This window comes from Streptomyces sp. NPDC046716, from assembly GCF_040645755.1.
Classification (GTDB): Bacteria; Actinomycetota; Actinomycetes; order Streptomycetales; family Streptomycetaceae; genus Streptomyces.
On sequence record NZ_JBEYYU010000051.1, the window covers coordinates 32,017 to 53,878 of the forward strand.

The following is a 21,862-nucleotide window of genomic DNA, read 5'->3' on the forward strand; positions in this document are numbered from 1 at the left end:
AGACGGGCGACTGAAGCGAGCTCTGCTCGCCCAGGGGAAGGCGGGTGACGCGCAGACCTCTGTGCGTGAAGCGGCCGCCGGGGGTCAGTCGGTGGTGAGGTGGGTCCGTGGCTCGGGTGCCGCTCGGTCCAGTTCCAGCACCCACACGTCGTTGGCGCCCTCGCGCAGCACCGGACCGGGAACGAACAGTGATTCCTGCGGCCCCGCCGACCAGTACCGTCCGAGGCAGAAGCCGTTCACCCACACGAACCCCCGCGTCCAGCCAGGCAGTTCGAGCGCCGCGTCCCCGGCCCCGGAGACCTCGACCACCCCCCGGTACAGTCCCCGCGCCCCCGCAGCCGGTGCCGACCGAGGCAACCCCGCCACCGCCTCCGGGGAGAACGAGTCGAGCCGCAGCGCCCGCGCCCGCACCCCGTGCAGGAACTGCCGCTCGTGCAGCAGACCGCCCGTGATGCCCTTCGCCTCACCCAGGCGCGGCCCGTAGTTGACCCGGCCCAGCGACTCCGCCCACAACTCCACGCGCGCGTGCCCGGACACCGGCGCGGCGAGCGCCGGCTCCTCCTCGGTGAGCACACCGGCCCGCTCCCCGTCCACGTACACGACCGCGAGATCCCGCAGCCCCCGCGCCCGCAGTTCGTACGCCCCGCGCGGCCCCGGCACGGTCACCGCGTACCGCACCAGCCCGCGGTCCACGTCCAGCTCCTCGAACGACGGCGGCACCGCATGCTCCGCCTCCGGTCCGCCCAGCGCGTCGAGCACCCCGTCGAGCGGCGTGAACGACGTCAGCTCCGCCGAGACGGGGGCCGCCAGCGCGGCCGGCCGCTCCGGCACGTCGGGCAGCGGTCCGTCCGCGTACCGGGCGAGGATCTCCCGGAACAGCCGGAACTTCTCGGTCGGCCGGCCGAACTCGTCGATCGGGGCGTCGTAGTCGTACGAGGTGACGTCGGGCTCCAACGGGCCGTCGTGCAGGGCGCCCCCACCCCGGTTCGCCCCCGCCCAGCCGCCGAAACTCGTCCCGCCGTGCGCCATGTACAGATTCACCGACGCCCCGCACGCCAGGATCTCCTCCAGCGCCCGCGCCGCGTCCGCCGCGTCCCGCGTCGTGTGCTCCGCACCCCAGTGATCGAACCAGCCGCACCAGAACTCCGCACACATCAACGGACCCTTGGGCCGGTGCCCGCGCAAGCTCGCGAACGCCTCACGCGCGCGGGAGCCGAAATTCGCCGTCGCCAGAATGCCCGGAATCGACCCACCCGACTGCATGTGCTCATCGGGCCCGTCCGAGGTGAACAGCGGCACACTCACCCCCAGCCCGACCAGAAGATCGGCGAGCGAGCGCAGATACGCGGCGTCCGAGCCGTAACTGCCGTACTCGTTCTCCACCTGCACCATGATCACCGGCCCGCCCCGGTCGATCTGCCGCTCCACGACGGACGGCAGCAGCACCCGGAACCAGCGCTCCACAGCGGACAGGAACTCCGCGTCCCGCGTCCGGATCCGGGACCCCAGCGGCCCGGTCAGCCAGTGCGGCAGCCCACCGTTCTCCCACTCGGCGCAGATGTACGGGCCGGGCCGGACGATCACCCACAGACCCGCGTCCCGCGCCGCGTCCAGGAACCGCCCCACCGCCGCCACATCGTCGAACCGGCCCGGACCCGGCTCGTGCAGGTTCCATGGAACGTACGTCTCCACACAGTTCAGGCCCATCGCCCGCAGCATCCGCAGCCGGTGCCCCCACTGCTCCTCGTGCACCCGGAAGTAGTGCAACGCACCCGACAGCAGACGCACCGGCCGCCCGTCCACCTCGAAGTCGTCCTCGCCCACCCTGAACTCGGCCATCACGTGCTCCATGCTCCCTGTCGCCTGCTGGGCGTCTCACCCACCAGCCGTCACTGTGACCTCTGGCGGACAACCGGGTCCATGGACAAAGATCGGCTGTTGTTGGACCGCCGAAGCCACCGCCGGCGGCCCAGGGGGAGAACAGGAAGGCCGCGCGAACACCACAGGAGGGACACATGTCCGCCTACCACACCTGGATGCGCTACTTCACGCCCAGCCCCGTCCACCACCGGCTCGGCCTCGTCTGCCTCGGCGTCGGACTCCAGCACGGCCTGCTGCCCAGCGTGGGCCCACGCACCCTCGACCACCACGTCGCCGTCGTCGTCACCGCGGGCAGCGGCTGGTTCCAGGACGCCGACGGACGCCGCACCCCCCTCACCGCACCCGCCCTCATCTGGCTCACCCCCGGCCGCCCCCACCACTACGGCGCCGACCCCGGCACCGGCTGGGACGAGTGCTTCGTCGACTTCACCGGGCCCGCCACCACCACGTACACCGAACTCGGCTACATCGAACCCGACCGGCCCGTCGTCCCCCTCTCCGACGCCGCCCAGGCCCGCGCCGCCGTCGGCCGCATCGCCCGCGCCGCCCGCCGCGGCAACCCCCTCCTCGAGGTCGAGACCGGCGCCGCCGTCCACGAACTCCTCGTCGCCCTGCGCCGCGCCCGCGCCGACATGGCCCCCGACGGCGACCCCGTCCTCCAGGCGCTCGCCCGCGACGCCTTCCAGCCGCTGTCCGTCGCCGAGCACGCCGCCCGGCACGGCATGACCCCCGCCGAACTGCGCACCGCCGTCCGCCGCGGCGCAGGATGCAGCCCCAAGGACTACCTCCTCGGCATCCGGCTCGGCCGCGCCAAGGAACTCCTCGCCGCCACCGAACTGCCCGTCGCCGCCGTCGCCCGCCGCGTCGGCTACGACGACCCCGCCTACTTCTCCCGCCTCTTCACCCGCCGCGTCGGCACCGCGCCCGTCCGCTTCCGCGAGCAGCAGGGCCGCGCCGTCCCCGGCGGCTGGTCGGACAAGATCCCCGACCCTGACGACCCGCCGATGCTCCACGTAGGCTGATCCGTCATGACCACCAGCAACCCCCAGACGGATGCGGCCCAGCCCGCAGTCGACCCCGCGGTCCGCGCCGAACTCGGCCGGCTCCGCGACAGCATCGACAACATCGACGCCGCCGTCGTCCACATGCTCGCCGAACGCTTCAAGGCCACCCAGCAGGTCGGCCACCTCAAGGCCGAGCACGCCCTGCCCCCGGCCGACCCGGCCCGCGAGGCCCGCCAGATCGAGCGCCTGCGCCAGCTCGCCGAGAACGCCAAGCTGGACCCGGCCTTCGCCGAGAAGTTCCTCAACTTCATCATCAGCGAGGTCATCAGGCACCACGAGCAGATCGCCGCCAATTCGAGCGCCGATCCGCAGGCTTGAGCCCCTCCGGCGATCGGGGAGCGGGGTCCGGGGCAGCGCCCCGGGACCTCAGCCCGCTCGCCGAGTACGGCGCCGTCGTGGCTGGTCATGCAGTTCTCCGCGCCCCTGTCGGGGCACACGACCAGAGGCGTAGGGCAGCATGGCCCCCATGCCCGTACTGACGCGCGACGAAGCGCAGACCCGAGCCCGGCTCATCGACGTCCACCACTACACCGTGGACCTCGACCTGACCCGTGGCCCCGACACCTTCGACTCCCGCACCGCGATCCGCTTCACCGCACGCACCGCGGGAGACACCTTCGTCGAGGTCAAGCCGGCCGAGCTGCGCACCGTCACCCTCGACGGGCAGCCGCTCGACCCCACCGCCATCGAGGACAACCGGCTGCCCCTGCCCGGCCTCGCCGAGGGCGAGCACGAACTCGTGCTCGACGCCGGCATGCGCTACTCGCACACCGGCGAGGGCATGCACCGCTTCACCGACCCCACCGACGGCGAGACGTACGTCTACACCCAGCTGTTCATGGACGACATCCAGCGCGTCTTCGCCGCGTTCGACCAGCCCGACCTCAAGGCCGTCTTCGACCTCACCGTCACCGCCCCCGAAGACTGGACCGTCCTCGCCAACGGCGTCACCGACCACCTCGGCGACGGAAAGTGGCGCGCCACCACGACCCCGCTCCTGTCGACCTACCTCGTCGCCGTCGCCGCCGGCCCCTGGCACTCCATCCGCACCGAGCACCGCGGACTGCCCTTCGGCCTGCACTGCCGCCGCTCCCTCGCGCCCCACCTCGACGCCGACGCCGACGAGATCCTCGACGTCACGCGCGCGTGCTACGACCGGTACCACGAGAAGTTCGACGAGCCGTACCCCTTCGACTCCTACGACCAGGCGTTCGTCCCCGAGTTCAACGCCGGCGCGATGGAGAACCCCGGCCTGGTCACCTTCCGCGACGAGTTCGTCTACCGCTCCGCCGTCACCGACACCGAACGCCAGCTCCGCGCCATGGTGATCGCCCACGAGATGGCCCACATGTGGTTCGGCGACCTCGTCACCCTGAAGTGGTGGGACGACATCTGGCTGAACGAGTCGTTCGCCGAGTACATGGGCTACCAGACCCTCACCGAGGCCACCCGCTTCAAGGACACCTGGGTCGACTTCGGCATCTCCCGCAAGGCCTGGGGCTACGACGCCGACCAGCGGCCCTCCACCCACCCCGTCGCCCCCGAGGACGTCCCCGACACCGCCTCCGCACTGCTCAACTTCGACGGGATCTCCTACGCCAAGGGCGCCTCCGCGCTGCGCCAGCTCGTCAACTGGCTCGGCGAGAAGGACTTCCTCGCCGGCATCAACACCCACTTCGAGCGGCACAAGTTCGGCAACGCCACCCTCGCCGACTTCATCGAGTCACTGGCCTCCGGCACCGACCGCGACGTCCACGCCTGGGCCGACACCTGGCTGCGCACCACCGGCGTCGACACCCTCACCGGCCACGTCGCCGACAGCACGGAGGACAGCGACGGCTGGACCCTCACCGTCGACCAGCAGGGCAGCCGCCCGCACCGCATCGCCGTCGGCCTCTACGACCGTGACCCCGCCGACAGCCGGTCCTTCACCCTGCGCGACCGCATCGACGTCGACGTTCCCGGCGAACCCCGCACCTTCCACGGCGCCCGCCCCGCCCTGATCGTCCCCAACGACCAGGACCTCACCTACGCCAAGGTCCGCCTCGACGCCGCCTCCCGGGAAGCCGCCCTGCGCGGGCTGTCCGGCATCCCTGACCCCCTCACCCGCGCCGTCGTGTGGAACACTCTGCGCGACATGGTCCGCGACGGCCAACTGGCGCCCGCCGCCTACCTGTCGGCCGCCAAGGCCCACCTGCCCACCGAGACCGACCTCGCCATCGTGCAGGGCGTCCTCACCTTCGCCCACACCCAGGTCGCCGACCGCTGCACCGCCCCCGAGGACCGCCCCGCGGCCCTCACGCTCCTCACCACCCTGTGCGAGGACCTCATCCGGCGCACCGAGGACGGCAGCCACCCCGGCCTGCGCCTGACCGCCGTCCGCCATCTCATCGACGCCGCCCAGTACGCCGACGTCATCCGCGACTGGTACGACTCCGGGGCCGTCCCCGGCGGCCCCGAGCTCGACCCCGAACTGCGCTGGCGCATCCTCGGCCGGCTCAGCGTCCTCGGCGCCGTCGACGACGCCGTCATCGAGGCCGAACTCGCCCACGACCCCAGCGCCGTCGGCCAGGAGGGCGCCGCCCGCTGCCACGCCGCACTACCCGACCCGCAGGCCAAGGCCGCCGCCTGGGACGCCCTGTTCACCACCGACCCCGAGCGCGATCTGTCCAACTACCTGTTCACCGCGACCGCCCAGGGCTTCTGGCAGCCCGAACAGGCCGACCTGCTGCGCTCCTACGTCCCCCGCTACTTCACCGAGGCCACCCCCCTCGCCGAGCGGCGCGGCCCCGCCATCGCCGCCGCCATCGGCCGCTACGCGTTCCCCGAGCACGCCATCGACACCGAAACGCTCCGCCTGGGCGAACAGTGCCTGGCGAACGACAACCCCACCCCGGCCCTACGCCGCCGCCTCGCCGACCAACTCGACGACCTGGCCCGCGCCCTGAACTCCCGCGACATCCGGGAGTCCTAGGGCTACGACCGGCGGCGCCCCACGATCGGTCGCGCCGCACAACCAGCCGCGCCCCCGGCCCGCCGCCAGCGGCCCCCGGGGGCGCCGCCGTTCTCGCACCCACCTGCCTCACTCCGGCCCTGCGCCGCCGCCTCGACGATCTGGCCCGCGTCCTGAGCTCCCGCGACACCCGGGAGTCCTAGGTCCACGACTGGTCGCGCCCCGCGACCGTCCGCCCCGCAGACCAGCCGCGCCCCGCGACCGTCCGCGCCGCACACCCCCCTCACGCGCCCCGGCCCGCCTTGAGCGGCCCCCGGGGACGGCCCGCCCCCGCCCCATCCCAAACGGCCATACCACACCAACTCCCCACCGCCACAGACCACATCCCTCGTTAGGGTGCCCTTCCTTCGTACCCCGGGCGTATCGGGACACGGCGGGCCACGCTGAGATCGACCACGGCCACCCGGCCGCCCCGCACACACGTGCGGGCCCGGATCCGTTCCCGACGCAGCGAAGGACCCGCATGAGCAGCATCCCGCCCCTCGCCGGCGGCCCCCAGGGCCCCGACGCCCTGCGGCCCCTGCTCAGCACCGTGCTCGACGCCCTCCACGAAGGAGCCGTCCACCGCGCGGGCCCCCTCCCCGCCGGCGGACCCGATCACGTCACCGCCCAACTCCTCGCCGCCACCGGCGACCCGCTGCCCCAGCACGGCACCGGAGCCGAAGAAGCCCTGCGCACCCTCGTCACCGCCCTCGCCGCCGGCGCCGCGGACCCCGCCGACCCGCTCTGCGCCGCCCACCTGCACTGCCCGCCGCTCGCCGTCGCCACCGCCGCCGACCTCGCCGCCAGCGCCCTCAACCCCTCCATGGACTCCTGGGACCAGGCACCCGCCGCCTCCGCCCTCGAAGCCGCGCTCACCACCGCACTCGCCCGCGAGACCTACCCCGGCGCCAGAAGCCCCGACGCCCTCGTCACCACCGGCGGCACCGAGGCCAACCAGCTCGCCGTCCTCCTCGCCCGCGAGACCAACCCCCACCCCGAGCCGGTCCAACTCCTCGTCGGACAGAACGCACACCACAGCCTCGCCCGCGCCACCTGGCTCCTCGGCCTGCCCGAACCGATCGTGCTGCCCGCCCCCACCGGCACCCTCGACCCGGCCGCCCTCGACGAGGCCCTCACCGACCTGCCGGGCCCCAAACTCGTCGCCGCCACCGCGGGCACCACCGACGCCGGCCTCATCGACCCCCTCCCCGACATCGCCGACCTCTGCGACCACCACGGCGCCCGCCTCCACATCGACGCCGCCTACGGGGCAGGACTCCTCTTCAGCGCCCGCCACGCCCCCCTGCTCCACGGCCTCGACCGCGCCCACACCGTCACCCTCGACCTGCACAAACTCGGCTGGCAACCGGTCGCCGCAGGACTCCTCGCCGTACGCGACACGGACGACCTGCGCCCCCTCACCCACACCGCCGACTACCTCAACGCCGACGACGACACCGAAGCAGGACTGCCCGACCTGCTCGGCCGCTCCCTGCGCACCACACGGCGCCCCGACATCCTCAAGACCGCCGTCACCCTCAAAGCCCTCGGCCGCACCGGCATCGGCGCCCTCGTCGACCACGTCATCGCCCTCGCCCACCACCTGGCGCACCTCGTCGACACCCACCCCGGCCTGGAGCTCTACGACACCCCCACCCTCTCCACCGTCCTCTTCCGCCCCACCGGCGCCACCGACGAACACCTCGCCGCCACCCGCCGCACCCTCCTCACCGAGGGCCGCGCCGTCCTCGGCCGCGCCCGCATGGACGGACAGCTCTACCTCAAGGCCACCCTGCTCAACCCGCACACCACCCCCGAAGACCTCACCGCACTGCTGAAACTGGTGGAAGGACACACCCCCCGATGAGCGCCGCGCCCACCCCGCACCCCGCCCCGCCCACCGAAGCACCCCGCGACCTCGTCGGCATCGGCATCGGCCCCTTCAACCTCTCGCTCGCCGCCCTCGCCTACCCCCTCACCGAACTCGACACCGCCTTCTTCGAACAGCGCCCCGCCTTCCACTGGCACCCCGGCCTCCTCATCGACGGCGCCACCCTCCAGGTCCCCTTCCTCGCCGACCTGGTGACCCTCGCCGACCCGACCAGCCAGTGGACGTTCCTCAACTACCTCAAGACCCGCGAGCGCCTCTTCCCGTTCTACTTCGCCGAGCGCTTCCACATCCAGCGCGCCGAATACGACGCCTACTGCCGCTGGGTCAGCGAGAACCTGCCGGAACTGCACTTCTCCCACCAGGTCGACGCCGTCCGCTGGAACCCCGAACGCAGCCTCTTCGAGGTCGACTTCACCCAGCTCGACTCCGACGGAGAAGCCGAAGCCCTCGGCCGCACCTACACCAGGAACGTCGCCCTCGGCGTCGGCACCGAACCCTTCGTCCCCGAACCGCTCAGGCCCCTGGCCGACGCCCCCGGCGTGCCCGTCATCCACTCCGCCGACTACCTCGCCCACCGCGACACCCTCCTCACCGCCGACCACGTCACCGTCATCGGCAGCGGCCAGTCCGGCGCCGAGATCTTCCTCGACCTCCTCAGGAACCGCCCCGCCGGCCACGAGAAGATCCACTGGCTCGCCCGCACCGAAGCCTTCGCGCCCATGGAATACAGCAAGCTGGGCCTCGAACACTTCACCCCCGACTACTCCCGCTACTTCCACGCCCTGCCCGAGCGGGAACGCGACCGCCTCGTCCCCGGCCAGTGGCAGCTCCACAAGGGCATCGACGCCGACACCATCGCCGCCATCCACGAAGAGCTCTACCAGCGCACCCTGCACGGCGGCTGGCCCGACGCCACCCTCACCCCCGGCGTCAGCGTCCGCACCGCGGGACGCGTCGCCACCACCAAGGTCGAACTCCACCTCGAACACCGCCAGCAGGGCACCCGCTCCCGCCTCACCACCGACGCCGTCGTCCTCGCCACCGGCTACCAGGAACGACCCCTCGGCCAGCTCCTCGCCGGACTCGACCCCTACATCCGCCGCGACTCGGCCGAACGCCCCCGCATCGACGAGCACTTCCGGCTCGTCCTCGACGACTCCGTCACCTCGACCGGCTGCCACGTCTACGTCCAGAACGCCGAACGGCACACCCACGGCGTCGGCGCCCCCGACCTCGGCCTCGCCGCCTGGCGCAGCGCCACCATCCTCAACTCCCTCACCGGCAAGGACCCCTACCCCCAGCCGCAGCGCACCGCCTTCACCAGCTTCGGCCTCCTCGCCCACGACACCCGCGACCCCCACGCCCCCCGGCCCGTACCGAACCAGGCAGGGGAGCGCGGCACCATGGTCAAACTCCAGGGCTAGCCGATCACGAGAAGACCGGCGTCCCGTCCCGCGTCAGCTTCCAGTCCACCGAAGCGAAGTCGGCCGGGTCGAGGACGCCCTTCGCCGTCACCCACTCCGCGATCCGCGTACGGATCTCGATCGACTCCGACCAGAGCTCCTGCGCCGACGCCACATGCGGGAACGCGCCACCACCGTTGGCCCGGTAGTTGTTCACCGCGAACACGAACTGCGCCGCGTCGTCCAGAGCCGCACCGTCGAACGTCACGTTCTTGATCCGCGACCCCGCCGGCTGCGCGATGTCGATGTCGTACGAGAGCCCCGACACGTAGTCGTAGTTGTAGTCCGGCCGGTTGTCCGCGTTCGTCAGCTTCTCCACGTCCACGGCCGCACCCGCCGCCGTCTGCACGAAGTACTGCGCCGAGTACTCCAGGTAAGCCCGCACCTGCGCACCCGTCATCAACTTGGCGACCAGCGTGTTGTCGTACACGTACAGGCTCGACAGATCCCGGATCGTCACGTTCCCGGCCGGGATCTGCGACGTACGCGAGAACGGCGACGCCTGCGACAGCACCGGCAGCGACGCGTAATCCGTCGACTTCAGCGCGTCCGTCACCACATCGGCCTGCACCTTGTTGATCAGGTCGATGATCGGCGCGTCCTTGTACCGCGCGTCCTCCGTCGTCAGCGTCGTCGTCGCCTGCCCGACCACCTGGTTCACATACTTCACGACCAGGTCGTGATCCGCCTTCAGCAGCTTCGTGATCTTGGGGTCGTCCGCCACCGTGTTCGAGTTCAGCAGCTTCGACGACACCGAGTCCACCGACCAGCGGCCCTTGTCCCACACCAGCTCGAAGTCGAACTGCGCCAGCCGCTCCGCGTAGCACAGCGGCTCCGCGAGAACGACCGTCTTCCCCGTCTTCTCGTTCGTCACCAACTGCTGCGCGATCTCCACATGCGCGTGCCCGACGAGGATCGCGTCGATGCCCGGCACCTTCGCCGCCACACTCGCCGCCGCGTTCTCCACGTACGGCAGCTGGTCACCCCACGACGACGTCCCCGACGCACCCGAGTGCGCCGAGATGATCACGACGTCCGCACCCATCGACCGCAGCTTCGGCACCCACTTGGCCGCCTGCTCCTCCAGCCCGGGGAACTTCAGCACGCCCTGCACGTACGCCTTGTCCCAGATCGCGATGCCCGGGTTCGTCAGCCCCAGGATCGCCACCTTCACGTCCCTGCCGTGCGGGGTGCGCATCTTCTTGATGACGTACGGCCTGAAGGCGGGCTTCTCCGTCTTCGCGTCCACCGCGTTCGCACCCAGCAGCGGGAAACGCAGCTGCGACTCGAACTTGCGCAGCGTGTCGATGCCGTAATTGAACTCGTGGTTGCCGAGCGCCGCCGCGTCGTAGCCGATCGCGTTCATCGCCTGCGCCATCGGGTGCACCGGACCGTTCGCCGCCGTGATCGGGTCGACCCGCGCGAAGTAGTACGAGAGCGGCGTGCCCTGGATCGTGTCACCGGCGTCGATCAGCAGCGTGTTGTCCCGGCCCTTCTCCTCCCGGATCCGCTTCACCAGCGTCGAGATCCGCGACAGACCCTGCGCGTTGCCCGCCGAGTCCGTGTACGCGGCGTCCTTGTAGTAGTCCCAGTTGAAGACATGACCGTGCAGGTCCGTCGTGCCCAGCACGGTGAACGCGTACCGCTTCTGCTTCTTGGGCGGCCGGTGGGAGTGGCCCGAGTGGGCCTGCGCGGACGGCGCGGCCACCGCGCCGACCAGCGCCGCACCGGCTCCGGTCGCGGCGGTCTTGCCCAGGAAGGATCTGCGGTTCAACGGCATCGGAAAGCTCCTGTACCTACACGGACGTTCAGTGGCAACGCGCGTAGATTCTGGCCCAGGCGACCCCCTCCGCAACAGCCCCCGCAGGTTTCTATCTGGTGACCTGCCGCCGAACACGAACACCGCACACGAACAGTGCCAAAGTGGGACCCATGACCCACGACGACCACGACGTCGGCCACCACCCGAGCCTGCCCTACGGAACCCCCGAAGCCCCCCGCCTGGCCGTCCGCGGCGAAGCCCACCTCGAAACCGACCCCGAACTCGCCCGCATCGGCATCACCGTCACCGCCCGCGGCACCGACCGCCGCACCACCCTCGACGACCTCACCCGCCGCAACACCACCACCCTCGACCTCGTGAAGTCCTACGGAGAAGCCGTCGAAAAACTCGAGACCGGCGCCTTCTCCCTCACCCCCGAATTCACCAAGCACGGCCGTGGCGAACGCATCCGCACCTACCACGGCAGCGTCCACCTCACCGCCCACCTCACCGACTTCACCGCACTCGGCGAACTCACCACCCGGCTCGCCGACCAGGAACTCACCCACGTCGACGGCCCCTGGTGGTCCCTGCGCCCCACCTCGCCCGTCCACGCCGCCGCACGCCGACAGGCCGTCCACGAGGCCGTCCAGCGCGCCCGCGAATACGCCGAAGCACTCGGCACCACCCTCGCCGCCCTCGTCGAACTCGCCGACACCGGCGCCGAGGACACCCACCGCCCCATGTCCTACGGCATGTCCCGCGCCGCCATGGTCCGCGGTCCCGTCGACGACACCCCCGCCGCCCTCGACCTCGAACCCGAACGCCAGCACATCCACGCCGCCGTCAACGCCCGGTTCACCCTTCACCCGCCCCACCTGCAATGAACGAGAAGAATGCTCATCAGAGCAGCACGCCGCCCAAATTCAAAACATAACGGAGCTTGTCAATAACCCTTCACGCAAAGGACGTTGAGTAGTCATACCCATCCAATTACCTACCCACCGGTAGGGCCTAGGCTCGAACCATGCGCCGAGCAAAGATCGTCTGTACTTTGGGCCCCGCCACCGACTCGTACGAGCAGATCAAAGCACTCGTAGAAGCCGGAATGGACGTAGCCCGCTTCAACCTCAGCCACGGCACCTACGCCGAACACGAGGAGCGCTACCAGCGCGTACGAAAGGCCTCCGACGAGACCGGCCGCAGCGTCGGCGTCCTCGCCGACCTTCAAGGCCCGAAGATCCGCCTCGGCCGCTTCCACGAAGGACCCGTACTCCTTGAACGCGGAGACGAGTTCACCATCACCGTCGAACACGACGCCCAAGGCGACCGCCACAGCTGCGGCACCACCTACAACGGCCTCGCCGACGACGTCACCCCCGGCGAACGCATCCTCGTCGACGACGGAAAAGTCAGCCTCGAAGTCACCGGAGTCGACGGCCCCCGCGTCCGCACCACCGTCGTCGAAGGCGGCATGGTCTCCGACCACAAAGGCCTCAACCTCCCCGGAGTCGCCGTCTCCGTCCCCGCCCTCAGCGACAAGGACGAAGCCGACCTCCGCTGGGCCCTGCGCATCGGCGCCGACATCATCGCCCTCTCCTTCGTCCGCAGCGGCCGCGACATCGAGGACGTCCACCGCATCATGACCGAGGAGGGCCGCCACCTCCCCGTCATCGCCAAGGTCGAGAAGCCCCAGGCCGTCGACAACATCGAGGACATCGTCGCCGCCTTCGACGGCATCATGGTCGCCCGCGGCGACCTCGGCGTCGAAATGCCCCTCGAACAGGTCCCGATCGTCCAGAAGCGCGCCATCAAGCTCGCCAAGCGCAACGCCAAACCGGTCATCGTCGCCACCCAGATGCTCGACTCGATGATCGACAACTCCCGCCCCACCAGGGCCGAAGCCAGCGACGTCGCCAACGCGGTCATCGACGGCACCGACGCGGTCATGCTCTCCGGCGAGACCAGCGTCGGCAAACACGCCATCGAAACCGTCAAGACCATGAGCCGCATCGTCGAAGCCGCCGAGGAAGACATCCTCGCCAAGGGCCTCCCGCCCCTCACCGAACGCAACAAGCCCCGCACCCAGGGCGGCGCCGTCGCCCGCGCCGCCGCCGAAATGGGCGACTTCCTCGGCGCCAAGTTCCTCGTCGCCTTCACCCAGTCCGGCGACACGGTCAAGCGCCTCTCCCGCTACCGCTCACCGATCCCGCTGCTCGCCTTCACCCCCGTGCAGGCCACCCGCTCCCAGCTCAACCTCACCTGGGGCGTCGAGACCTTCCTCGGCCCGCACGTCGACTCCACCGACGCCATGGTCGCCCAGGTCGACGACCAACTCCTCAAGATCGGCCGCTGCAAGAAGGGCGACATCGTCGTCATCACCGCCGGCTCCCCGCCCGGCGTCACCGGCTCCACGAACATGGTCCGCGTCCACCACATCGGCGAGGACGACAGCCCCAAGTAGACAGACGGCTGTACGTGGTTGAGGGCCGCCCCGAGCGACACGGGGGCGGCCCTCCGGCGTTCCCCCGAACCACCGACTACGGCGTCACGATCGCGAAATTCGGATCCGGCTTCTCCACGACCGCCAACACCTTCCGCAACAGCGACGCGTCCCCGGACACCTCGATGTCACCGAGCTCCTTGCCACCCAGCAACCCGAGCAACTGCACCTTGGTCATCGACAGCGTCACACCGGCATCCGGATCAGCCTTCCCGTCACTCCGGTACGTCAACACCCCGTTCCGCACCGTCAGGTGATACACCACCCCGAGCGCCGGAAAACTCCAGTCCATCCGCACCCGCAGATCCCACGCCTTCGGCCCATTGACCCGAATCGCCACCGAATCGATCAACTGGTCGACGCTCAAAGCCATCATCATCGTCGACCCCACCGTCGACGACTCACCCGACCGCACACCCTCCGTCAATTCCAGGGCCCCGGTCAGATAGAAATTCCGCCACACCGCATTCTCGCTGGCATAACCCAACCGCGTATAAACCGAAGCCAGTTCCCTCTTCGCCGTCCGACTCCCCGGATCCGCGAACACCACATGATTCAACAACGTCGCCGCGAACCGCAGATCCCCCTCCCGCTCGAACTCCCGCGCCCGCGCGATCGCCGCCGAACGACCCCCCAACGCCCGCACGTACCGCTTCGCCTCCTCGACCGGCGGATGCTCCCACAAGTGCGCCGGATTCGCGTCGAACCAGCCCATGTACCGCTGATAGATCCCCTTCACATTGTGCGAGAGCGACCCGTAGTAGCCGCGATTCGCCCACACGTCCAAGGCCGGCGGCAACTCGATCGCCTCCGCGATCTCCCTCCCCGTCATCCCCACATTGATCATCCGCAACGTCTGATCATGCATGTACGCATACAAGTCCCGCTGCGACGACAGCAGTTCCGTGATCTCCGACCCGCCCCACGTCGGCCAGTGATGCGACGCGAACGCCACATCCACCCGACCCTCCACCCACCCGATCGACTCGTTCAGATACCGCGCCCACTCCCGCGCGTCCCGCACCTGCGCACCCCGCAGCGTGATGATGTTGTGCATCGTGTGCGTCGCGTTCTCCGCCATGCACACCGCCCGCAGGCCCGGAAAGACGAAGTTCATCTCCGCCGGAGCCTCCGTCCCCGGCGTCATCTGGAACTCCACCGCCACCCCGTCGAACGTCTCCACCTGCCCCGTCCGCGTGATGCTCTTCGTCGGCGGAATCAGCCCCACCGTCCCCAACGACACGCTCTGCCCGAGCCCACACCCGATCTGCCCCCGTGCCGACCTCGGCAAATGCGCGCCGTACATGTACGACGACCGACGATTCATCGCCGTCCCCGCGTACACGTTCTCCGACACCGCATGCTCCAGAAACCCCTCCGGCGCCACCACCGGCACATCCCCCGCACCCTCCGGCAGCACCCCGTACGCACCACCGAAATGATCGACGTGAGGGTGGGTGTAGATGAGGGCGGTGACCTTCCTCTCGCCCCGGTGCTCCCGGTACAGCTTGAGCGCCGCCGCGGCCGTCTCCGCCGAGATCAGCGGGTCGATCACGATGACGCCGGTGTCACCCTCCACGATCGTCATGTTGGAGAGGTCGAGCCCGCGCACCTGATAGATCCGGTCGGTGACCTTGTACAGGCCCTGCCTGCTGGCCAGTTGGGACTGCCGCCACAGACTCTTGTTCGCCGTCCCGGGAGCCTTCCCCTTGAGGAAGGCGTACGCGTCGTTGTCCCACACCACCTTGCCGTCCGCGTTCTTCACGACGCCCGGGGTCAGCGCCGCGATGAAGCCTTTGTCTGCGGCCTCGAAGTCGCCGGTGTCGGTCTCGGACGGGTGCTGCGCGGCGACGGCCGACTCGGGGCTCACGGCCACTGCTGCCGCGGCGGCGCCTGCCGCTGCCGCGACGAAACGGCGCCGGTTGATCGGGCTCATACGTACCTCTTCGACGGCGGGGCTCTGGTGATCCCGAAGATCGTCGGAGGGGCGAGGGCCGGTCAAGGCTTTCCTGGGAGATTGGGGCGGGTCCCAGGGGGCGGGTAGGGGTGGTGTGACGCGTCCTATTGTGGGTCAGTGCTTGGGTCCTACGTGGAGGTCGAGGAGGGCGACATCCGCTTTGCGGGCGACTGAGATGTTGTACGGGTTGCCGTGACGGGTGCAGTGCGTCCAGGCGACGCCGAGCTTGTCGAGGGTGCCGGTGAAGAGCTCCCGGATGTCGTCGGACTTGTTGGTGAAGAAGTAGCGCGGGTACTCATAGCGCTTCCGCTCGCCGCCGATGAGGCGGGTTGTCCAGTTGGTGATGCGGCAGCCGTCGGAGTGGATCAGGCCTCGGATGAAGTCCCAGGGGTGGGTGTCGATGATGTCCTGTTGCCAAGGGGCCAGGACGATCTCGCGGTCGTGTTTCCTGCCGGGGCCGTGCTGGGGGAAGAGGCAGGGAAGGTGTTTCGAGTAGAGCTTGATGTTCTGGCATCCGGGGCGCTGGAGGCGATGTACGCCGTTGTCGGGGAAAACTGCTCGCATGGTGCGTTCGATCTCGTCGGCGATGCCCGGCCAGGCATCGGCGGCGGCAATGGTGAGGCTGGGAACACGGTGCTGTGAGTAGTGGCTGATGTGGCCGTCCCCGAGGTACTGACCCAGTAGGTAGGAGTACGCGGTCGGGTCCAGGGGGCGGTCATCGCATCGCGGACAGGTTGGGTTATGCGCGCCGGGACACTCTCCGCGCTTGGCGCGGTCCATGTGCTTCCAGTAGCCGATCGTGCCCATCGGGATACTGAGGGCGCGGCTGACATCCGCGTTCTTGGCTCCACCCCTGAGCATGGTCAGAGCCTGCTGTCGTACCTCTGTGCTGTGGTAGTTCACGTGAACACACTGCGTGACTGATCGTGACGCCACGCAGCAAAAAGCGGATGTTCACGAGAACGTGAGCATCCGCTTCCGGTGGCGACCTTGGAAACCAAGGAAAAGTGCCCCAGGTGGGATTCGAACCCACACTGTCCGCTGTTTGAGAGCGGCCTCTCTAACCAGTTGGAGTACTGGGGCCTTAGAAAGTAAGGGGAATGGACACCCCCCGGCGCACTACCTTACCGCAGCTAGGTACGCTCTTGGGAGCAGTACCCCCGCCCTGCTCACCCAAGGAGCGCCCCCGTGACCGGCCCCGAGTCGACCCAGCCCGCTGACGCCGCCGACGACGACAAGTCGCACGTCCCGCCGCTGACGACCCGTGTCGTCATCGCCGAGGACGAGGCCCTGATCCGCCTCGACCTCAAGGAGATGCTTGAGGAAGAGGGCTACACCGTCGTCGGCGAGGCCGGCGATGGCGAGCAGGCCGTCGAGCTGGCCCGTGAACACAAGCCCGACCTGGTGATCCTCGACGTGAAGATGCCGAAGATGGACGGCATCAGCGCGGCGGAGAAGATCGCCGGTGAGTCGATCGCGCCGGTGCTGATGCTGACGGCGTTCTCGCAGCGCGATCTCGTGGAGCGGGCAAGGGACGCCGGTGCGATGGCGTACCTGGTGAAGCCGTTCAGCAAGAGTGACGTCGTTCCGGCGATCGAGATGGCCGTCTCGCGGTTCACGGAGCTGAAGACGCTGGAGAAGGAGGTCGCCGACCTCACGCAGCGGCTGGAGACGCGGAAGCTGGTGGACCGGGCGAAGTCGGTGCTTCAGACGGAGTACGGGCTGACGGAGCCGGCGGCGTTCCGCTGGATCCAGAAGACGTCGATGGACCGTCGCCTTTCGATGCAGCAGGTGGCCGAGGCGGTCATCGAGGACGCCGCGGAGAAGAAGGCGGCCAAGGGCTGATCCAGAGCCCCCCGGTACACGAATGAGGCCCGCGCCCCGGGAAGGGGCGCGGGCCTCATTCACGTACAGGCGTGTACGGCTCAGTCCTCGCCGAGGTACGCCTTGCGGACGGACTCGTCGTGGAGGAGTTCCTGGCCGGTGCCGGACAGGACGATGGAGCCGATCTCCATGACGTGGCCCTGGTCGGCGAGAGAGAGGGCGGCCTGGGCGTTCTGTTCGACCAGGAGGATGGTCGTGCCCTGGGCCTTCAGCTCGGCGATGGTGGACATGATCTTCTGCATCATGATCGGGGAGAGGCCCATGGAGGGCTCGTCGAGCATGAGCAGTTTGGGCTGGGACATGAGGGCCCGGCCCATGGCGAGCATCTGCTGTTCGCCGCCGGAGAGGGTGCCGGCGGCCTGCTTGCGGCGTTCCCCGAGGATGGGGAAGAGGTCGTAGGCGCGCTGGATGTCCTTCTGGACGCCCGCGGTGTCCTTGCGGAGGAACGCGCCGAGCTGGAGGTTCTCCGCGATGGTGAGGCGGGGGAAGATCCGGCGGCCTTCGGGGGAGTGGGCGAGGCCCATGGAGACGATCTTGTGGGCCGGGACCGTGTTGAGGGGGGTTCCGGCGAAGGTTATTTTGCCGCTGAGGGGCTTGAGCAGGCCGGAGAGGGTGCGCAGGGTGGTGGTCTTGCCGGCGCCGTTGGTGCCGATCAGGGTGACGACCTGGCCTTCCTCCACGGTGAAGGAGATGCCCTTGACGGCCTGGATCTTGCCGTAGGCGACCTTGAGGTCCTCGACCTCCAGAAGTGCGGTCACTGGTCGTTCCCTTCGGCTGCGTCTGCTGCGTCTGCGGCTTCGGCTGCTTGTACTTCTTCGATGGCGGAGTCCTCGGGGGCGCCTTCGAAGGGGGTGCCGAGGTAGGCGGCGATGACGCGTTCGTCGCCCTGGACGACGTCGCTGGTGCCCTCGATGAGTTTTTCGCCCTGGACGAGGACGGAGACGCGGTCGCAGAGGTTGAAGATGAAGCGCATGTCGTGCTCGATGACGAGGACGGCGATGCCCTGGTCGCGGATGGCGAAGACCAGTTCTTCGGTGGCGCGCGTCTCCTGGGGGTTCATGCCGGCGGTGGGCTCGTCGAGGAGGAGGAGTCCGGGGTCGCTGGCGAGGGCGCGGGCGATCTCCAGCTTGCGCTGTTCTCCGTAGGGGAGGTTGCGGGCGAGGTGGTCGCGCTTCTTGGCGAGGCCGGTGAACTCCAGGAGTTCCATGGCGCGTTCCTCGGAGGCCCGTTCCGCCTTCTTGAAGCCGGGGCCGCGCAGGAGCGCGGACCACAGGCCCTCCTTGGTCCGGGTGTGGCGTCCGACGAGGACGTTCTCCAGGACGGTCATGTTGGCGAAGAGGCGGATGTTCTGGAAGGTGCGGGCGATGCCTGCCTGGGTGACGAGGTGGGGCTGGGGCGGCAGGACGGTGCCCTTGTAGGAGACCTTGCCCTCGGTGGGGACGTAGAGGCCGGTGAGGCAGTTGAAGAAGGTGGTCTTGCCTGCGCCGTTGGGGCCGATGAGGCCGACGATCTCGCCTTCGCCGACGGTGAGGTTGACGTCGCGGACGGCGGTGAGGCCGCCGAAGCGCATGGTGACGCCGGTGGCTTCGAGGACCGTCTGCGTGGTCGTGGTGGTCGTGGGTGTGGTCATGGTGGTCACGCCCCAGCCTTTGTGACGGCCGGTTCGTCGGGCAATCGTTGCTCTGGCACGTCGAGTTGGTCGGTCTCGTGGAATTCGAGCTGCTTGCGGCGGTCGGCGATGAGGCCTTCGGGGCGGAAGCGCATCAGCAGGATGAGGGCGACGCCGAAGAGCAGGAGCTGGTACTCGCCGATGAACTGGAGCTTGGCCGGGATGAGGTAGAGCAGCGCGGCGCCGACGAGGGGTCCGCTGACCGTGCCCATGCCGCCGAGGATGACGGCGGCGAGGAGGAAGGCGGAGTTGGGCGGCGCGTTCTCCACGAACTTGTACTGGTCGGGGGTGACGGAGTACTGGACGTGGGCCTGGACGGTGCCTGCCATGCCGGCGAGGGAGGCGCCGAGGGCGAAGGCGAGGAGCTTGAGGCGGAAGGTGTTGATGCCCATGGCCTGGGCGGCGGTCTCGTCCTCGCGGATGGCGACCCAGGCGCGGCCGATGCGGGAGGTGCCGGCGCGGCGGAAGACGGTGACGACGATGATCGTGAAGACGAGCATCAGGAGGTAGTAGTTGGCGAACCGGCCGAGGTCGACGCCGAGGACGGTGTGGGTCTCGCCGAGGTTGAACCCGAAGATCTCGAGGTCGGGGATGTTCGGGATGCCGTTGGGCCCGTTGGTGATGTCGGGTCCGCTGTCGCCGTCGAGGTTGTTCATGGTGATGCGGAAGATCTCACCGAAGCCGAGGGTGACGATGGCGAGGTAGTCGCCGCGCAGTCGCAGGGTCGGGGCGCCGATGACGATGCCGAAGACGAGCGAGGCGGCGGCGCCGGTGAGGACGGCGGCCCAGAAGGGGAAGTGGACGCCGATGGTGGAGTCCGGGGAGCCGGAGACGAGGGCCGCGGCGTAGGCGCCGACGCCGAGGAAGGCGACGTAGCCGAGGTCGAGGAGTCCGGCGAGGCCGACGACGACGTTGAGGCCGAGCGCGACGGTCGCGAAGACCAGGATGTTCGCGGCGACGTTGGTGTACGTGTCGTTGGTCTGGGTGAAGGGGAACGCGGCGGCGGCGACGAAGGCCGCGGTGAGCGCGATGGTGCGGTGTTTGGCGGTGAGCGCGGTGAGGCGCGCGGGCAGTCCGGTCTTGGTCAGGGCGACGCCGCCGAAGAGGACCAGGATGAGGAAGCCGGTGAAGAGTTCGACGTATTCGGTGTCGATGCCGTACGTGAAGACGTAGAGGGCGATGCCGAAGGCGACGGCGATGACCAGGATCTCGGCCCAGGAGGGCAGGGTGATCGTGGCGGGGCGTGCCGGGGGTGCCTTGAGGGTGTTGCGGAACCGGTCCCAGGCGCTGGTGGCGTCGGGGTCGGGCTGGTCGGCGGGGAGGCCGAGGGTGCAGACGGCGGTGAGGAGTGCGGCGATGCCGGCGACCCAGGCTCCGGGTTCGAGGTTGACGACGCCGCCGAGCCGGTAGCTGATGGCGCCCATGGTGTAGCCGGTGGTGCCGAGGGTGCCGAGGGCGAAGAGGAGGGTGGGGGCGGTGGTGCCGCCGGGGGTGAGCCAGCGCAGGCCGCGGATGCCGAGGGCGGAGAGGCCGAGCAGGAGGGTGATGAGGGCGCCGACGAGGGTGAGGACCTGGAGGCCGCCGGGGTAGCCGGTGACGGTGAGGTCGCCGGGGAATTCGGCGGTCCAGGTCCAGGCCATGAAGGTGGCGGCGGCGGTGAGGACGGCGCCGCCGATGGTGCCGTAGCGGGCGGCGTTCTCGGGCAGCGGTACGAGGGCGCTGTGCGGGGCCGTCTTGGCCGCGGTGTCCGTGGTGGTCGTGGTGTCGGTCATCGTGATCACGCCCTGTCCGCGACGCGCTCACCGAGCAGGCCCTGGGGGCGCAGCAGGAGCACGAGGATGAGGAGGACGAAGGCCCAGACGTCTTTCCAGGCTCCGCCGCCGAGGAGTTCCATGCCGGGGATGTCCTGGATGTAGGCGGTGGCGAGGGCTTCGGCGAGGCCGAGGGCGAGGCCGCCGATCATGGCGCCGTAGATGTTGCCGATGCCGCCGAGGACGGCCGCGGTGAAGGCCTTGAGGCCCGCGATGAAGCCCATTTTGAAGCCGACCTGGCCGTACTTGAGGCCGTAGGCCATGGCGGCGACGGCGGCGAAGGCGCCGCCGATGGCGAAGGCGGTGACCACGATCCGGTCGGTGTTGATGCCCATGAGCTGGGCGGTGTCCGGGTCCTGGGAGGTGGCCTGCATGGCGCGTCCGGTGCGGGTGCGGGCGACGAAGTAGGCGAGGAAGCCCATGCACACGGGGGCGGCGATGATGAGGAAGAGGTCGCCGCGCTGGATGGTGAAGGCGCCGAGGTCGATGGGTCCGCCGGAGAACTGGGGGAAGGGCCGGTCGGCCTTGGCGTCGGGGTAGAAGGCCCAGACGACCTGCTGCAGTGCGATGGAGAGGCCGATCGCGGTGATGAGCGGTGCGAGGCGTGGGGCGTTGCGCAGGGGGCGGTAGGCGAAGCGTTCGGCGCCGACGGCGACGGCGACGGAGCAGGCGATGCCCATGAGGAGCATGAGGGGCATGGCGAGGGCGAGGGATGTGCCGCCCGGGAGCCAGAGATACATGGTGAGGGCGCCGAAGCCGCCGATCATGTAGATCTCGCCGTGGGCGAAGTTGATGAGCTGGATGATGCCGTAGACCATGGTGTAGCCGACGGCTATGAGGCCGTACAGGGCTCCGAGGATCAGGCCGTTGACCAGCTGCTGCGGCAGATCGTGCACCGCTGGGCCTCCGAGGTTGTCTCAAGTGCGAGGGCGCGGGGGGCTGTTGTGTGCCCCCCGCGCCGTGGGCTGGTGCGGTGGGATCC

16 protein-coding genes and 1 tRNA gene are annotated in these 21,862 nt (G+C 69.6%); 8 read left to right on the forward strand and 9 right to left on the reverse strand.

What is annotated here, in order from left to right:
- Positions 1-84: 84 nt before the first annotated feature.
- Positions 85-1,839, reverse strand: a complete 1,755-nt coding sequence (locus ABZ930_RS30800) for a beta-galactosidase family protein (protein WP_361554934.1) — start codon at positions 1,837-1,839, stop codon at positions 85-87.
- Between the two features lie 176 nt (positions 1,840-2,015).
- On the opposite strand from ABZ930_RS30800, the gene ABZ930_RS30805 reads away from it, so the two are divergent.
- The 5 genes from ABZ930_RS30805 (at position 2,016) to ABZ930_RS30825 (ending at position 9,255) form a co-directional block, all read left to right on the forward strand.
- Positions 2,016-2,903, forward strand: a complete 888-nt coding sequence (locus tag ABZ930_RS30805; RefSeq protein ID WP_361554937.1) for an AraC family transcriptional regulator — start codon at positions 2,016-2,018, stop codon at positions 2,901-2,903.
- A gap of 6 nt (positions 2,904-2,909) precedes the next feature.
- Positions 2,910-3,263, forward strand: coding sequence for a chorismate mutase (locus ABZ930_RS30810; protein ID WP_361554940.1), 354 nt, complete (start codon positions 2,910-2,912; stop codon positions 3,261-3,263).
- Positions 3,264-3,402: 139 nt separating this feature from the next.
- The gene (gene pepN, locus ABZ930_RS30815; RefSeq protein WP_361554943.1) at positions 3,403-5,919 is read left to right on the forward strand and encodes an aminopeptidase N; all 2,517 of its coding nucleotides are present in this window, start codon (positions 3,403-3,405) and stop codon (positions 5,917-5,919) included.
- 502 nt (positions 5,920-6,421) lie between these two features.
- Positions 6,422-7,807 carry an aminotransferase class V-fold PLP-dependent enzyme gene (locus tag ABZ930_RS30820; RefSeq protein WP_361554946.1) on the forward strand — a complete coding sequence of 462 codons (1,386 nt, stop codon included), beginning with the start codon at positions 6,422-6,424 and terminating at the stop codon, positions 7,805-7,807.
- Positions 7,804-9,255, forward strand: a complete 1,452-nt coding sequence (locus ABZ930_RS30825; RefSeq protein WP_361554949.1) for a SidA/IucD/PvdA family monooxygenase — start codon at positions 7,804-7,806, stop codon at positions 9,253-9,255. The genes ABZ930_RS30820 and ABZ930_RS30825 overlap by 4 nt, the downstream gene beginning before the upstream one ends.
- Before the next feature lie 4 nt (positions 9,256-9,259).
- Here ABZ930_RS30825 and ABZ930_RS30830 read toward each other — a convergent pair whose 3' ends face one another.
- Positions 9,260-11,074, reverse strand: a complete 1,815-nt coding sequence (locus ABZ930_RS30830; protein WP_361554952.1) for a 5'-nucleotidase C-terminal domain-containing protein — start codon at positions 11,072-11,074, stop codon at positions 9,260-9,262.
- Positions 11,075-11,226: 152 nt separating this feature from the next.
- On the opposite strand from ABZ930_RS30830, the gene ABZ930_RS30835 reads away from it, so the two are divergent.
- Both ABZ930_RS30835 and pyk read left to right on the forward strand, forming a co-directional pair.
- Entirely contained in the window at positions 11,227-11,943 is a 717-nt protein-coding gene (locus ABZ930_RS30835; protein ID WP_361554955.1) for an SIMPL domain-containing protein, read from the forward strand.
- A gap of 140 nt (positions 11,944-12,083) precedes the next feature.
- Positions 12,084-13,520 (forward strand): pyruvate kinase, encoded by a 1,437-nt coding sequence (pyk, locus tag ABZ930_RS30840; RefSeq protein ID WP_361554958.1) that lies wholly within the window; start codon positions 12,084-12,086, stop codon positions 13,518-13,520.
- 76 nt (positions 13,521-13,596) lie between these two features.
- On the opposite strand, the gene ABZ930_RS30845 is transcribed toward pyk, so the two are convergent.
- The 3 genes from ABZ930_RS30845 to ABZ930_RS30855 form a co-directional block, all read right to left on the reverse strand.
- Positions 13,597-15,495 (reverse strand): alkyl sulfatase dimerization domain-containing protein, encoded by a 1,899-nt coding sequence (locus ABZ930_RS30845; protein WP_361554961.1) that lies wholly within the window; start codon positions 15,493-15,495, stop codon positions 13,597-13,599.
- Between the two features lie 135 nt (positions 15,496-15,630).
- On the reverse strand, positions 15,631-16,419 hold the full coding sequence (locus tag ABZ930_RS30850) for a helix-turn-helix domain-containing protein (protein ID WP_361554964.1): 789 nt from the start codon (positions 16,417-16,419) through the stop codon (positions 15,631-15,633).
- Positions 16,420-16,524: 105 nt separating this feature from the next.
- A tRNA-Leu gene (locus ABZ930_RS30855) sits at positions 16,525-16,599 on the reverse strand.
- Positions 16,600-16,704: 105 nt separating this feature from the next.
- Here ABZ930_RS30855 and ABZ930_RS30860 point away from each other — a divergent pair.
- Entirely contained in the window at positions 16,705-17,361 is a 657-nt protein-coding gene (locus ABZ930_RS30860) for a response regulator (protein ID WP_361554967.1), read from the forward strand.
- Between the two features lie 80 nt (positions 17,362-17,441).
- Here ABZ930_RS30860 and ABZ930_RS30865 read toward each other — a convergent pair whose 3' ends face one another.
- The 4 genes from ABZ930_RS30865 to ABZ930_RS30880 are packed head-to-tail and all read right to left on the reverse strand — an operon-like array spanning position 17,442 to position 21,776.
- Positions 17,442-18,158, reverse strand: coding sequence for an ABC transporter ATP-binding protein (locus ABZ930_RS30865; protein ID WP_361554970.1), 717 nt, complete (start codon positions 18,156-18,158; stop codon positions 17,442-17,444).
- On the reverse strand, positions 18,155-19,030 hold the full coding sequence (locus ABZ930_RS30870) for an ABC transporter ATP-binding protein (RefSeq protein WP_361554973.1): 876 nt from the start codon (positions 19,028-19,030) through the stop codon (positions 18,155-18,157). Before ABZ930_RS30870 ends, ABZ930_RS30865 begins: the two co-directional genes overlap by 4 nt.
- A gap of 5 nt (positions 19,031-19,035) precedes the next feature.
- Positions 19,036-20,841: a branched-chain amino acid ABC transporter permease gene (locus ABZ930_RS30875; RefSeq protein WP_361554976.1), complete on the reverse strand. Its 1,806-nt coding sequence runs from the start codon at positions 20,839-20,841 to the stop codon at positions 19,036-19,038.
- A 5-nt stretch (positions 20,842-20,846) separates the two neighbouring features.
- On the reverse strand, positions 20,847-21,776 hold the full coding sequence (locus ABZ930_RS30880) for a branched-chain amino acid ABC transporter permease (protein WP_361554979.1): 930 nt from the start codon (positions 21,774-21,776) through the stop codon (positions 20,847-20,849).
- Positions 21,777-21,862: the final 86 nt, after the last annotated feature.

Excerpts from the sequence above, each read along its gene's own strand:
- ABZ930_RS30800 (WP_361554934.1), bottom strand. The coding sequence starts at position 1,839 with ATGGCCGAGTTCAGGGTGGGCGAGGACGACTTCGAGGTGGACGGGCGG.
- ABZ930_RS30805 (WP_361554937.1), top strand. The coding sequence starts at position 2,016 with ATGTCCGCCTACCACACCTGGATGCGCTACTTCACGCCCAGCCCCGTC.
- ABZ930_RS30810 (WP_361554940.1), top strand. The coding sequence starts at position 2,910 with ATGACCACCAGCAACCCCCAGACGGATGCGGCCCAGCCCGCAGTCGAC.
- pepN (WP_361554943.1), top strand. The coding sequence starts at position 3,403 with ATGGCCCCCATGCCCGTACTGACGCGCGACGAAGCGCAGACCCGAGCC.
- ABZ930_RS30820 (WP_361554946.1), top strand. The coding sequence starts at position 6,422 with ATGAGCAGCATCCCGCCCCTCGCCGGCGGCCCCCAGGGCCCCGACGCC.
- ABZ930_RS30825 (WP_361554949.1), top strand. The coding sequence starts at position 7,804 with ATGAGCGCCGCGCCCACCCCGCACCCCGCCCCGCCCACCGAAGCACCC.
- ABZ930_RS30830 (WP_361554952.1), bottom strand. The coding sequence starts at position 11,074 with ATGCCGTTGAACCGCAGATCCTTCCTGGGCAAGACCGCCGCGACCGGA.
- ABZ930_RS30835 (WP_361554955.1), top strand. The coding sequence starts at position 11,227 with ATGACCCACGACGACCACGACGTCGGCCACCACCCGAGCCTGCCCTAC.
- pyk (WP_361554958.1), top strand. The coding sequence starts at position 12,084 with ATGCGCCGAGCAAAGATCGTCTGTACTTTGGGCCCCGCCACCGACTCG.
- ABZ930_RS30845 (WP_361554961.1), bottom strand. The coding sequence starts at position 15,495 with ATGAGCCCGATCAACCGGCGCCGTTTCGTCGCGGCAGCGGCAGGCGCC.
- ABZ930_RS30870 (WP_361554973.1), bottom strand. The coding sequence starts at position 19,030 with ATGACCACACCCACGACCACCACGACCACGCAGACGGTCCTCGAAGCC.
- ABZ930_RS30875 (WP_361554976.1), bottom strand. The coding sequence starts at position 20,841 with ATGACCGACACCACGACCACCACGGACACCGCGGCCAAGACGGCCCCG.